Genomic DNA, 12607 nt, shown 5'->3' on the forward strand with positions numbered 1-12607 from the left:
AATACGTCCGGCCTCCCTTACCGCAGCCCCGATGGGAGGGGAAGGGCGACCCTGTGCTTCTCTGCTTTGCAAATACTCACAGCAACGGACGCCACAGGCGATACCGCCCCCGGAAGGGCGGTACCCGTTGCCGGATCGCGCTGTCAGGCCACATCCTGCGGGTACGCCGCGGGATTGCCTTTCAGGTCAGCGCGACAGCCCACCGTGCAGGGTCGGCACGTCGAGGCTCGCAAAACCGTAGTGGCGCAGCCAGCGCAGGTCGCTGTCGAAGAAGGCGCGGAGGTCGGGGATGCCGTATTTCAGCATCGCGATCCGGTCGATCCCCATTCCGAAGGCAAAGCCCTGCCATTCGTCCGGGTCCACGCCGCCGGAGCGCAGCACGTGCGGGTGCACCATGCCGGAGCCCAGCACCTCCAGCCAGCCGTCGCCCTGCCCGATCTTGAGTTGGCCGTCCTCCCAGGAACACTGGATGTCGACCTCGGCCGAGGGTTCGGTGAAGGGGAAGTGCGAGGCGCGGAAGCGGGTCTTGATGCCGTCGATCTCGAAGAAGGCGGAGAAGAACTCCTCCAGCACCCACTTGAGGTTCGCCATGGAGATGTCGCGGTCGATGGCCAGGCCCTCGATCTGGTGGAACATCGGCGTGTGGGTCTGGTCGTAGTCGGCACGGTAGACGCGGCCCGGCGCGATGATGCGGCAGGGCGCGCCGTGCTTTTCCATGTGCCGGATCTGCACCGGGGAGGTGTGGGTGCGCAGCACGTGCGGCGGGCGATTGTCGCCCTCCTCGCGGTGCATGTAGAACGTGTCCATCTCGGCCCGCGCGGGGTGGTGGCCGGGGATGTTCAGCGCGTCGAAGTTGTACCAGTCGGTGTCGATCTGCGGCCCCTCGGCCACGGCAAAGCCCATGTCGGCGAAGATCGCCGTGATCTCTTCCGTCACCTGGCTGATCGGGTGGATCGAGCCCTGGCGCTGCGGGCGGACCGGCAGCGTCACGTCGAGCCATTCGGTCTTCAGCCGTTCGTCCAGCGCCGCATCGGCCAGCGCGGCCTTCTTCGCGGCCAGCGCCGTGTTGATCTCGTCCTTCAGCGCGTTCAGCGCCGGACCGGCGGTCTGACGCTCTTCGGGGGACATCTTGCCCAGCTCGCGCATCTTCAGGCTGATCTCGCCCTTCTTGCCGACGGCGGCGACGCGGAGGTCCTCGAGCGTGCCCTCGTCGGAGGCGTTCGAGATGAGGTCGAGATACTTGTTTCTCAGATCGTCCATGTCAGGGCTCCCGCGTGTGCGCGTGCTGAGTAGCGAGGGACGCCGGGGGAAACAAGGCCGGAGCGCCATGGCGGGGCCGGGAAACGTGTTCCCGCTGCCAAGAAACGGCCTCGTGTTGCCCGAACGGGACGACTTGAAGCGCGGGGATTTCGTGTCAGGTTCCCCGGCGAGGGAGGATCGCGATGCGACTTGTCGGACTTTTGATATGCCTTGCGCTGGCGGCCTGCGGACGCTCGGTGCCGCCCGGCGCGCGGATCGTCGTGGCGGGCGATTCGGTGATGGCCTGGAACCGCAACAGCGGCGGATCGGTGGCGGACAACATGTCTGCCCTCCTGCGGGAACCGGTGGGTGACGTGGCGACCTCGCTCGCCCGGGTGACGGAGGGTGTGGGGCCGCTGAGCATCCCCTCGCAGGTGGCGCGGCTGTCGGCGGAGTGGGTCATTCTCGACGGCGGCGCCAACGACCTGCGCGAGGAATGCGGCTGCACGCGCTGCGATACGGTTCTGGACGAGCTGGTGTCGGCGGACGGACGCTCCGGCGCGGTGCCCCGGCTGGTTGCCGGACTGCGCGGCAGGGGCAGCAACGTGATCTGGGCGGATTACTACACTGCGCCGCGCTATGCGGGCACGATCTGCGTCGGGCCCTACCTCGAATACGAGGCGCGGCTGATGCGGATGGCGGCGCGCGACGAAGGCGTGGTGCTGGTCGACCTTGCGGCGGTCATGCCGTCGTCGGACCTGTCGCTGTTCGCGTGGGACAAGATTCACCCGTCCCCGACCGGCTCCGCCCGGATCGCGAGGCTGCTGGCCGATACGCTGCAGGCCGAGCGGGCGAAGCGCGGCGGCGGACGCTGACGGCCGCCCGGGCGCGGCGCACAAAGCAAAACGGCCGCCGGGGATCCGACGGCCGTTCGTGTTCAACACATCAGGGCGGGCAGCTTACGCGGCCAGCGCACCTTTCGCCTGCTCGACGATCGCCGCGAAGGCGTCCGGCTCGTGCACGGCGAGGTCGGCCAGCACCTTGCGGTCCACCTCGATGCCGGCCTTCGACAGGCCGTTGATGAAGCGCGAATAGGTCAGCGTCTCGTCGTTCAGGCGAACGGCGGCGTTGATCCGCTGGATCCACAGCGCGCGGAACTGGCGCTTGCGGTTCTTGCGGTCGCGGGTTGCGTACTGGTTCGCCTTGTCAACCGCCTGTGCCGCCACCTTGAAGGTGTTCTTGCGGCGGCCATAGTAACCTTTGGCCTGGTTGGTGATCTTCTTGTGGCGCGCGTGTGTGACGGTACCGCCTTTGACTCGGGGCATATCTGATCCTCCTGGCTAGCGGTTATCGATCGTAGGGCATGTAGCCCTTGACGATCTTGGCGTCGGGGGCCGACAGCGTGGTCGTGCCGCGCGCGTCGCGGATGAATTTCTTGTGGCGCTTGATCATGCCGTGGCGCTTGCCGGCCTGGCCAGCGATGACCTTTCCGGTCGCGCTCACCTTGAAGCGCTTCTTGGCGCTCGACTTGGTCTTCATCTTGGGCATTTCGGTTCCTCTTCAAAGAGCGCCTTCGCTTACGCTCGGGCCGCCGTTGTTGACGCGACTCGGCATGCCAAAGAAGGCCGGCCGCGCGGTTGAAGGGCGCCCTATAGAGGGCCGGGGGGAATTTGGCAAGGGGGTCCGCGCCTTGTGCGCGGGCGGCCGGGCTAGCCGATCATCTGTCCGATCACGCCGTAGAGGATGTCGGGCACCTCGTCGAGGCGGAAGCCGCCCTCCTGCCTGCGCCAGGCCCATGTGCCCAGTGCGCAGCCGGCGAACAGCAGGATCGTGCCCGCGAAGGGTTTCCGGCGGTCTGCCCATGCCGAGATCAGCGCCGGCAGCGCAAGCACCACGAGCAGCATGCCCATCACGAGCGCGGTCTTGGGATCGAGGGTCATGGGTGCCTCCGGCTGTCAGGGCCAGAGTGCGTCACCGGCGCGCGCGGGTCAAATGCGGCGCCGGATGACATTCGGCCAAGGATGGGCCACGGGGCCGGGGCGCGCGCAGTACACGCGCCCCGGTTGCCAGATCACTCCGGATCGGTGGAATAGATCAACCGCTCGTTACAGGGCGCGACGCGCAGGATGTTGGTCGTGCCCGAGGTGTTGAACGGCACACCGGCGGTCACGACGATCTGGTCGTCCTCTGTCGCGTAGCCGTGTGCGCGCGCGGCGCGGGCGGCGTTGACCACGGCCTGCTTGAAGCGCTCCAGCTCGCCGGTCATGACGCATTGCGTACCCCAGTTCAGGGACAGGCGGCGCGCGGTGCCGCGGCGGTTGGTCAGCGCGATGATCGGCACGCGGGGCCGTTCGCGCGCCACCAGACCCGCGGTGTTGCCGGAGGAGGTGAAGCAGCAGATCGCCTTGATGTCGGTCGTCTCCGCGATCTCGCGGGCGGCGGCCACGATGCCGTCGGCCACGGTCTTGCGGTCGGCATGACGCGAGGCCTCGATGATGTCGCGGTAGGTCGGGTCGCTTTCGACCGACACGGCGACGTTGTTCATCGTCATCACAGCCTCGATCGGGTACTGCCCCGCCGCGGATTCCGCCGAGAGCATGATCGCGTCGGTGCCTTCGTAGATCGCGCCGGAGACGTCCGAGACCTCTGCCCTTGTGGGCATCGGCGATTCGATCATCGACTCGAGCATCTGCGTGGCGACGATCACCGGGCGCGCCTTGGCCCGGCATTTCCGCACGAGGCGCTTCTGGATCGGCGGGACGGAGTGGACGGGCAGTTCGACGCCAAGGTCGCCGCGCGCCACCATGATGCCGTCGGAAACCTCGAGGATCGCGTCGAAGTCGTTCACGGCCGAGGGCTTCTCGATCTTGGCGATCAGCGCGGCGCGGCCGTTGGCGAGGTCGCGCGCTTCCTGCACGTCGCGGGCGCGCTGCACGAAGGACAGGGCCAGCCACTCGATCCCGAGCGAGCAGACGAATTCCAGGTCGCGCTTGTCCTTCTCTGACAGTGCGGCCAGCGGCAGCACCACGTCTGGGACGTTCACGCCCTTGCGGTTGGAGATCGTGCCGCCCGCCTCGACGATGCAGTTGGCGTGATCGCTGGTGCAGTCGGCGACCTTGAGGCGGATCTTGCCGTCGTTGACCAGCAGGTGCGCGCCGGGTTCCAGCGCCTCGAAGATTTCCGGGTGCGGAAGCTGCACGCGCTTCGAATCGCCCGGCGTGTCGTCGAGGTCGAGGCGGAACTCCTGCCCCCACTCCAGCTCTTCGGAGCCGTTGGCGAATTCGCCGACGCGCAGTTTCGGTCCCTGAAGGTCGGCGAGGATGGCGATGGGGCTGTCGAGGTCCTGCTCCACCTTGCGGATGATGCGGTGACGCTCCTCGATTTCCTCGTGGGTGCCGTGGGACATGTTGAGGCGGAACACGTCTGCGCCCGCCTCGTGCAGGGCCCTGATCATCTCGTAGGTCGAGGATGCGGGGCCGAGCGTGGCCACGATCTTGACGTTGCGGTCGCGTTTCATGGCGGTAGACCTTTCCTTGTCGTCCTGTCCCGTACGGTTCAATCGGCGCCCTTGCGGGGTCTGCCGTCGTGGTGGTGCCGACCCTGCCATGGCCGCATGCGGATACCCGAACGGGTTACCGCTAACACGCCTGCTTTATCGCCTAACTGCCGGGCTTGTGCAACGAGATGTCGCACATTTTCATTCCCCGCAAGGGCCTCTATGTGTAGCGGGCCGGAGGTTACCGAACCATGACATACGCGCCATTCACGATGGAAGGGGCAGAGCGCCAGAGCCGTTTCCTCATCACCTGCGATCACGCCACGAACCTCGTGCCGCCGGACCTTGGCGGGACGCTGGGCCTGCCGGAGGAGGATATGGCGCGGCACATCGCCTATGACGTGGGTGCTGCCGGCGTGTCGCGGGCGCTTGCGGCGGAGCTGGACGCGCCGGTCGTCATGGCGAACTTCTCACGGCTGGTGATCGACCCGAACCGCGGCGCCGACGATCCGACCGTGCTGATGAAGCTTTACGACGGGACGATCATCCCCGGAAACCGCCACGCCGATGCCGCCGAGAAGGCGCGCCGGATCGCCGCCTACTGGCAGCCTTACCACGACGCGCTGGAGGGGCTGGCCGCGCGGCGGGACGACACGGTGATCGTGGCGATCCATTCCTTCACGCCGCGGCTGCGCGGGCGGCGGCCCCGGCCGTGGCACGTGGGCATCCTGCACGCCTGGGACGCGCGCCTGTCCGATCCGCTGATCGCGCGGCTGGAGGCGGAGCCGGACCTCGTGGTGGGCCGCAACGAGCCCTACCCCGGCCACCTGCCCGGCGACGCCATCGACCTGCACGCGCTGCGGTGCGGCCGGCCGAACACGCTGATCGAGATCCGCCACGACCTGATCCGCGACGAGGCGGCGCAGGTTCTGTGGGGCAAGCGGCTGGCACCGATGCTGGTGTCGGCGCTGGAAAAGGTATCAGACTAGGGGCCGCCGCGTGGCGGCCCGTCTTCAAGACGAGCGACCAGAGGAGAGACGACATGGATGACGCAACCCGGACCGAACTGGAAGCGGCGGCCTTCCGTCGCCTGCGCAAGCACCTGATGGAGGACCGTCAGGACGTGCAGAACATCGACCTGATGAACCTCGCGGGCTTCTGCCGCAACTGCCTGAGCCGCTGGTACATGGAAGCCGCGCAGGAGCGTGGCATGGACATGGACCAGGCCGAGGCGCGGGAGGTGTTCTACGGGATGCCCTACGCCGAGTGGAAGGCGCAGAACCAGACGGAGGCCGACGCAGGCAAGCAGGCCGCCTTCGAGAAGGCGTTCAAGGAGAACGTCACAGACAAGGGCTGATCCCTGCAGTGATCGGGGGGCGGAGAATCTCTGCCCTGCATCCCGGTCTGCCCATGGCTACGCTCCCGCATCGATACGGGGTGATCGCCGAGCGGCGGCCGTGTCGGCGCGACGCTCCCGTAGGGTGGGGCTTTGCGCCACCCTACCCAAGGGCTATCTGGAACGCCGGGCGGTCGCGCAGGCGGTCGAGATAGTCGGCGAAGGCCTGCGGCGGATCGGGAAAATTCGCCGACCGCGCCCAGCCGCCGCAATGGCCGAGGATGAAATCCGGCACCGTCATCTCCTCCCCCATCAGGAAGGGGCCCTCGACCTCGTCGAAGAGTCGCGCGATGGCGACGGCGTAATCGGCGCGGCAGGCCGGCTTGATCTCGGGCACCCGCGCTTCTTCCGGCAGCACGAAGCTGTGCCGGGCGGCGCACCACAACGGCGCCTCGATCTCGTCGAGGATGCGGAAGGTGAAGGCGTCCTGCCGCGCGCGGTCGAGGCTGCCTGCGGGACAGGTGAAGCGGCCGTGGCTGTCCGCGAGATAGGTCAGGATCGCCGAGCTGTCGCTCAGGTATGTGCCGTCGACGTCCAGCACCGGGATCTTGCCCGAGGGTGTCAGCGCCCGCACCTCGTCCGATTGCGGCTGCATGGGGATGTGCAGGTAGGTGACGTCGAGTTCCTCGAGCATCCACAGCACGCGGAACGTCCGGCTGCGCACCGCGCCGTAAACAGTGAATGTCATGGCTGCTTCCTCTGACCTCGCGGTCAGGATGCTTGTCCCGTTAACCAACCGCAAGTCGCCAGAAAGTGCATGGGCAGCAAGTCGCTCAACCCATGCGTGTCATTGTCGATGCAAGGCGCGCCTGCCAACCGCCTAGCGGCGGGCGAGGTAAGCCAGACGGACGAACGCACGTTCGACCAGCGCGAAGGCCGGGGCCTTCTGGCCCGCGCTGCGCAGGGTCAGGTCGGTGTCCAGGAGAAGCTCCAGCGCCGCTTCCAGCCGGTCGAGACGCCAGCCCTGCGCCTGGCGCAGGATGCGGTCGCGCCGAGGGCCGAAGACCGGCGGGCGCAGGCGGCCGATGCCCTGCGCCGGGCCGCCCGGTGCCGACACCAGCGTGTAGAGCATGCGGAAATGGCGGGTGCCCATGATCAGCAGCGTGACCGGCGTGACCCCCTGCCCCGACAGGCGCTGCATCACCGGGGCGATCTCGTCGGTGCGGCCCTCGGCGAGGATGTTGAACACGTCGTCCACGTCGGACTCGAAGGAAGCGGGGGCGTTCAGCTCCACTTCCGCAACCGACAGCGGCGAGCTGTCGTTCAGCTTGTAGAGCGCGATCTTCTCGAGTGTCATGCGGAAGTCGCCGGGCGTCAGGTCGCGGCCCAGCGCCTCGAGCGCCCCCATGGCATCGCGGCCGACCTCGGCAATGCCGGCGCGTTTCAGCTCTGCCTCGATCTCCGACCGGGTGAGTGGATTGTTGTAGAGCGCCGCGGCAAAGGCGCGTTTCGACCCTTCGAACAGCTTGCGCAGGGCGGACTTGGCGGCGAGCGATCCGCCGGTGGCGACGATGGTCGCGTCGCCTTCCCGCCAGTCGTCCAGCGCGGCCTTCAGCGCATCGGTCGCGCCGTCACCGGCCTCTTCCACCACGACGGCGCGGGCGCCGGGGAAGAAGCCCGTGGCCTTCACCGCGTCCAGCAGCGCCGCCGGATCGCGGCGCAGGTCGGCGCCGTTCAGGCGGGTGATGCGCATCTCCTCGTCGGCACCCGGTCCGGTGAGATTGGCGACCACCTCCTGCCGCTTCATCGCGACGCGCATCGTGTCCTCGCCGTAGATCAGCAGGCCAGCCGCCTTGGGATCGGGCTTGCGGAAGAAGGCGTCTGCGTCGCGCGGCGTCAGCTTCATGCGGGCGACGCGGGGTCCGGGAAGTCGGCGGCGCGCAGCAACAGGTCGTCGATCATCTGGTCGGCAAGAATGACCATCAGGCGCTCTTCCGCGTCGCGTTCCGCAGCGCTGGTCGCCACGGTCGAGCCGGTGGTCGAATAGCCGGTGAAGGCGTTGGTCCGGCCGTCGTGCAGGATCGCGCCGGTGGTGGCATCGGTGAGGGTGTAGAACACCCGCCCGATCAGCCGGTAGCGTGTGATGTTGCCGGTCGAGGTCACGCCGATGTCCTGCTCCGTCACCTGGATCCGCACCGTCAGGGCGTAGGGCGCACCGCTTGCGGGACGGCCCAGGCGCTCTTCGAAGCGGCGGTTGAAGACGTAGCGGCGGTCGTCATCGGGGGCCTGCAGCGATACGGCGTTCAAAAGCCGCGACCCGCCGCCGCCCGGCGCATAGACCGGCGTGAAGCCGCAGGCGGCCGCCAGCGACAGCGCACCGAGGCCCGCCAGCACAGCGCGGCGGTTCAGGTTTCCCGTTTTCGTCTCAGACGACCACATTCACGATCCGCCCCGGCACCACGATCAGCTTTTTCGGCTGGCCCCCGTCGAGGGCCTTCACCACAGCTTCGTGTGCGAGGACCATCTTTTCAACCTCTTCCTTCGCCAGGTCCTTCGGCACGTCGATCTCGCCCCGGCGCTTGCCGTTGACCTGGATCGGCAGCGTCACCGTATCCTCGACCAGCATCTTCGGGTCGGCCTTGGGCCATGCGGCATCGGCGATCAGCCCCTCGCCGCCCAGCGTCTGCCAGATTTCCTCCGCGAGGTGCGGGGTCATCGGCGACATGAGCTGCGCCAGCGTCTTCGCTGCGAACCGCTTCGTCTCGGTCCCGGCGCGGGACTTCGACAGCGTGTTGGTGAAGGCGTAGAGCTTGGCGATGGCGGCGTTGAAGCCGAAGCTCTCGACACCCATCGTCACGTCGTGGATCGCCTTGTGCGTCTCCTTCAGGAGCGCGGCATCCTCCTGCGTCGGCGGCACCTCGGCGCCTGCGATCTCGGAGGCGATGCGGTAGACGCGCGCCAGGTGCTTCGAGGCGGCCTCTGCCCCGGCGGCGGTCCATTCCACGTCCCGTTCCGGGGGCGAGTCGGATAGCACGAACCAGCGCGCGGTGTCGGCGCCGTAGGTGGCGATGATGTTCATCGGGTCCACCACGTTGTTCTTCGACTTCGACATCTTGGCCGACGGGATGATCTCGACCGCCGTGCCGTCCTTCAGGAAGCCGCCGCCGTCGCGCAGTTCGACATCCTCGGGGTAGTGGTAGACCGGCCGTCCGTCCGCCCCCTTCGTCTGGTAGATCGCGTGCGTGACCATGCCCTGCGTGAAGAGCGCGTTGAACGGCTCGGCGGATTTTTCCGGCAGGTGGCCGGTGCGGATCATCGCGCGGGCGAAGAAGCGGGAGTAGAGCAGGTGCAGGATCGCGTGCTCGATGCCGCCGATGTACTGGTCGACGTTCATCCAGTAGGCAGCGTCCTCCAGATCGGTCGGCGTCTCGGCGCGCGGCGCGGTGAAGCGGGCGAAGTACCACGAGGAGTCCACGAAGGTGTCCATTGTGTCGGTCTCGCGCTTCGCGGGCTTGCCACAGGTCGGGCAGGCACAGTCGCGCCACGTCGGGTGACGGTCAAGCGGGTTGCCCGGCACGTCGAATGTCACGTCGTCGGGCAGCCTGACGGGCAGGTTTTCCTTCTTCTCCGGCACCACGCCGCAGTCGTCGCAATGCACGACCGGGATCGGGCAGCCCCAGTAGCGCTGGCGGGACAGACCCCAGTCGCGCAGGCGGAACTTCTCGACGCCCTGACCCAGGCCCTTCGCCTCCATCCAGTCGATGGTGGTGTCGACGGCTTCCTGCCCGGTCGCCACGTCGAGACCGGCGAAGTGGTTGATCCACTTCACCTTCTCCGTCTTCGGCGGGATGAAGGCGGTGTCGGTCACCGGCTCCGGGTTGTCGAGCGACAGGAAGGTGTCGATCACCGGCAGATCGTACTTGCGGCAGAAGTCGAGGTCGCGCTGGTCGTGCGCCGGAGAGCCGAAGATCGCGCCCGTGCCGTAGTCCATCAGGATGAAGTTGGCGATCCAGACCGGCACTTCCCACGAGGGGTCGAGCGGGTGCTTCACCTTCAGTCCGGTGTCGAAGCCCAGCTTCTCCGCCTTTTCCAGCGCCTCTTCGGTGGTGCCGCCCTTGCGCATCGCCGCAACGGCGCTGGCCAGCTCGGGGTTGTCCTGCTCAAGCGCCTTGGTCAGCGGATGATCCGGCGAAAGCCCGAGGAAGGACGCACCCAGAAGCGTGTCGGGGCGGGTGGTATAGACGTCGATGGCCTCGAACCCGTGCGAGGGCTCCGTCAGCGACCAGGCGAACTGCAGCCCGCGCGACCGGCCGATCCAGTTGGCCTGCATCAGCTTCACCTTCGCGGGCCAGTCGTCCAGCCCGTCGATGGCATCGAGAAGCTCGCCCGCCATGTCGGAGATCTTGAAGAACCACTGCGTCAGTTCGCGGCGCTCGACTTCGGCGCCGGAGCGCCAGCCCTTGCCGTCGATCACCTGCTCGTTCGCCAGAACGGTCATGTCGACCGGGTCCCAGTTCACCACGGCATTCTTGCGGTAGACCAGCCCCTCGGACAGCATGTCGATGAACAGCGCCTGCTGCTGGCCGTAGTATTCGGGATCGCAGGTGGCGAACATCCGCGACCAGTCGAGGCCGAAGCCCAGCGGCTTCATCTGGCCGACCATCGTGTCGATGTTGCCGTAGGTCCAGTCCTTCGGGTGCCCGCCGGACGCCATGGCCGCGTTCTCGGCCGGCATCCCGAAGGCGTCGAAGCCCATCGGGTGCAGCACGTTGAAGCCGTTCTGTTTCTTGTACCGCGCGATCACGTCGCCCATCGTGTAGTTGCGGACGTGACCGATGTGGATGCGGCCCGACGGATAGGGGAACATCTCCAGCACGTAGTACTTGGGCTTGTCACCCTCGCGGGTGGCCTTGAAGGTCAGGGCGTCTTCCCAGGCCTTCTGCCACTTCGGCTCGATGCTGGCGGGGTCATAGCGCGACATGTATTCCTCCGGGGACGGATCGGCAGGCGGGTATCCGGTGGCGTGATAAGGTCCGGGAGGTCAAAGGTCCAGTGGCCGTTTGCCGGCGTCGGGGCGGGACGGTCCCTGAGCCTCGGTTCATCAGCCATGCATGAGCGCTGTGGCGGGTATGCTGCATCCGCACTGGAAGATCGCCGCACTGCGGCATAACTTGTTGTCACGGAGGGGCAACCCAACCGAAGAGGCAAGAAAATGGCACATATCACACACGAGAGCGCACCGCGCCGCAACGTCCTGGCGGACATGTTCAACGGCATGATGGAGGGCCTCGCCCGCATCGCCGAGAGCAGCCACCGCATGAAGGAAATCGAGCGTCTGCACGCAATGTCCGATGCGGACCTGGCAAAGCGCGGCCTGAAGCGCGATGAAATCGCACGTCACGTTTTCCGCGACGTGTTCTACGTCTGAATTCAGGGGCGACGCGTCCCTTTGATTTCAAACCGCCGCGCGCCATGAAGGCCGCGGCGGTTTTGTTTTGTCCGGAGCCCATCGCAGGATGACGGCGCCCCTGCGTCCGCCCTGCCCCGCTTGGCCCTTTGCTGGCGTGCCACGCTCAGGGCGCCAAACCTCACGCCACCCGACCGACCGCAGGGCAGCACGGTGCTGGGCCCCGGAAACGCGAAAGGGCCGCCCCGAAGGACGGCCCCGAACACATGCCGGCAAAGCCGGGGTACGCTTAGTTCTGTGCGTAGTATTCGATGACCAGGTTCGGTTCCATGATCACCGGGTACGGCACGTCCGAGAGGCCCGGGGTGCGCACGAAGGTCGCGGTCAGCTTGTTGTGGTCGACTTCGACGTAGTCGGGAACGTCACGCTCCGGCAGCTGGGTCGCTTCGAGGATGGCGGCCATCTGCTTGGACTTCTCGCGGACCTCGATCACGTCGCCTTCCTTCACGCGGTAGGACGGGATGTTCACGCGCTGGCCGTTCACGGTCACGTGGCCGTGGTTCACGAACTGGCGGGCGGCGAAGACGGTCGGCACGAACTTGGCGCGGTAGACGACGGCGTCGAGGCGGCGCTCGAGCAGGCCGATCAGCAGCTCGCCGGTGTCACCCTTCGCACGTTCCGCGTCCGAGAAGATGCGGCGGAATTGCTTTTCGGTCAGGTCGCCGTAGTAGCCCTTCAGCTTCTGCTTGGCGCGCAGCTGAAGGCCGAAGTCGGACATCTTCTGCTTGCGGCGCTGGCCGTGCTGGCCGGGGCCGTACTCGCGGCGGTTGACCGGGGACTTCGGGCGGCCCCAGATGTTTTCGCCCATGCGGCGGTCAATCTTGTACTTGGCAGTCGTGCGTTTGGTCACGGCTGATCTCCTTCTTTGTGTTTCGAAGGGCGTTGTCCTCTCCCCGGACGGGTTGCCCCGCGCCCCGGAGTGACAGGCATCCCCTTGCGGGGGCCACCAACACCAATGGAGCGGCCCAAATACACTGCCCCGGTGGAGAGTCAAGCCTCTGCCCCGCCGGCGGGTCCAATTCGACGCAAAGGCGCGCTTTAAACCGGACTTAACCCCGCGCCTTTCAAA

General features: G+C 67.0%; 14 protein-coding genes. 4 read left to right on the forward strand and 10 right to left on the reverse strand.

From position 1 onward, the window contains the following. Window positions 1-186 precede the first annotated feature (186 nt). Entirely contained in the window at window positions 187-1260 is a 1074-nt protein-coding gene (gene pheS / locus QNI11_RS18265; protein ID WP_100929199.1) for a phenylalanine--tRNA ligase subunit alpha, read from the reverse strand. Window positions 1261-1442: 182 nt separating this feature from the next. Here pheS and QNI11_RS18270 point away from each other — a divergent pair, with 182 nt between their 5' ends. Then, entirely contained in the window at window positions 1443-2114 is a 672-nt protein-coding gene (locus QNI11_RS18270) for an SGNH/GDSL hydrolase family protein (RefSeq protein ID WP_283981237.1), read from the forward strand. An 84-nt stretch (window positions 2115-2198) separates the two neighbouring features. On the opposite strand, the gene rplT is transcribed toward QNI11_RS18270, so the two are convergent. The 4 genes from rplT to pyk form a co-directional block, all read right to left on the reverse strand. Further along, window positions 2199-2564, reverse strand: a complete 366-nt coding sequence (rplT, locus tag QNI11_RS18275; protein ID WP_005855131.1) for a 50S ribosomal protein L20 — start codon at window positions 2562-2564, stop codon at window positions 2199-2201. Window positions 2565-2586: 22 nt separating this feature from the next. Then, window positions 2587-2787 (reverse strand): 50S ribosomal protein L35, encoded by a 201-nt coding sequence (gene rpmI / locus QNI11_RS18280; protein WP_005855129.1) that lies wholly within the window; start codon window positions 2785-2787, stop codon window positions 2587-2589. A gap of 161 nt (window positions 2788-2948) precedes the next feature. Further along, window positions 2949-3179, reverse strand: a complete 231-nt coding sequence (locus QNI11_RS18285) for a hypothetical protein (protein WP_100929198.1) — start codon at window positions 3177-3179, stop codon at window positions 2949-2951. A gap of 131 nt (window positions 3180-3310) precedes the next feature. Further along, the gene (gene pyk / locus QNI11_RS18290; protein WP_283981238.1) at window positions 3311-4756 is read right to left on the reverse strand and encodes a pyruvate kinase; all 1446 of its coding nucleotides are present in this window, start codon (window positions 4754-4756) and stop codon (window positions 3311-3313) included. 230 nt (window positions 4757-4986) lie between these two features. Between pyk and QNI11_RS18295 the strand changes: the two genes are divergently transcribed. Further along, window positions 4987-5724: an N-formylglutamate amidohydrolase gene (locus QNI11_RS18295; RefSeq protein ID WP_283981239.1), complete on the forward strand. Its 738-nt coding sequence runs from the start codon at window positions 4987-4989 to the stop codon at window positions 5722-5724. A 53-nt stretch (window positions 5725-5777) separates the two neighbouring features. Next, window positions 5778-6092: a DUF1244 domain-containing protein gene (locus QNI11_RS18300; RefSeq protein WP_283981240.1), complete on the forward strand. Its 315-nt coding sequence runs from the start codon at window positions 5778-5780 to the stop codon at window positions 6090-6092. 142 nt (window positions 6093-6234) lie between these two features. Here QNI11_RS18300 and QNI11_RS18305 read toward each other — a convergent pair whose 3' ends face one another. The 4 genes from QNI11_RS18305 to leuS all read right to left on the reverse strand — a co-directional run bounded on the left by QNI11_RS18305 (window position 6235) and on the right by leuS (window position 11052). Next, entirely contained in the window at window positions 6235-6819 is a 585-nt protein-coding gene (locus QNI11_RS18305) for a glutathione S-transferase family protein (protein ID WP_283981241.1), read from the reverse strand. 132 nt (window positions 6820-6951) lie between these two features. Continuing rightward, window positions 6952-7977, reverse strand: a complete 1026-nt coding sequence (gene holA / locus QNI11_RS18310; protein WP_283981242.1) for a DNA polymerase III subunit delta — start codon at window positions 7975-7977, stop codon at window positions 6952-6954. Further along, a complete protein-coding gene (gene lptE / locus QNI11_RS18315; RefSeq protein WP_283981243.1) occupies window positions 7974-8510 on the reverse strand; it encodes an LPS assembly lipoprotein LptE in 537 nt (178 codons plus the stop codon). Before lptE ends, holA begins: the two co-directional genes overlap by 4 nt. Continuing rightward, the gene (gene leuS, locus QNI11_RS18320) at window positions 8497-11052 is read right to left on the reverse strand and encodes a leucine--tRNA ligase (protein ID WP_283981244.1); all 2556 of its coding nucleotides are present in this window, start codon (window positions 11050-11052) and stop codon (window positions 8497-8499) included. The genes lptE and leuS overlap by 14 nt, the downstream gene beginning before the upstream one ends. Before the next feature lie 231 nt (window positions 11053-11283). On the opposite strand from leuS, the gene QNI11_RS18325 reads away from it, so the two are divergent. After that, the gene (locus QNI11_RS18325) at window positions 11284-11499 is read left to right on the forward strand and encodes a DUF1127 domain-containing protein (RefSeq protein WP_100929190.1); all 216 of its coding nucleotides are present in this window, start codon (window positions 11284-11286) and stop codon (window positions 11497-11499) included. Between the two features lie 268 nt (window positions 11500-11767). Here the strand turns inward: QNI11_RS18325 and rpsD are convergent, their stop codons facing one another. Beyond that, on the reverse strand, window positions 11768-12388 hold the full coding sequence (gene rpsD, locus QNI11_RS18330; RefSeq protein ID WP_100929189.1) for a 30S ribosomal protein S4: 621 nt from the start codon (window positions 12386-12388) through the stop codon (window positions 11768-11770). Window positions 12389-12607 lie beyond the last annotated feature (219 nt).

Source organism: Sagittula sp. MA-2, assembly GCF_030126985.1.
Classification (GTDB): domain Bacteria; phylum Pseudomonadota; class Alphaproteobacteria; order Rhodobacterales; family Rhodobacteraceae; genus Sagittula.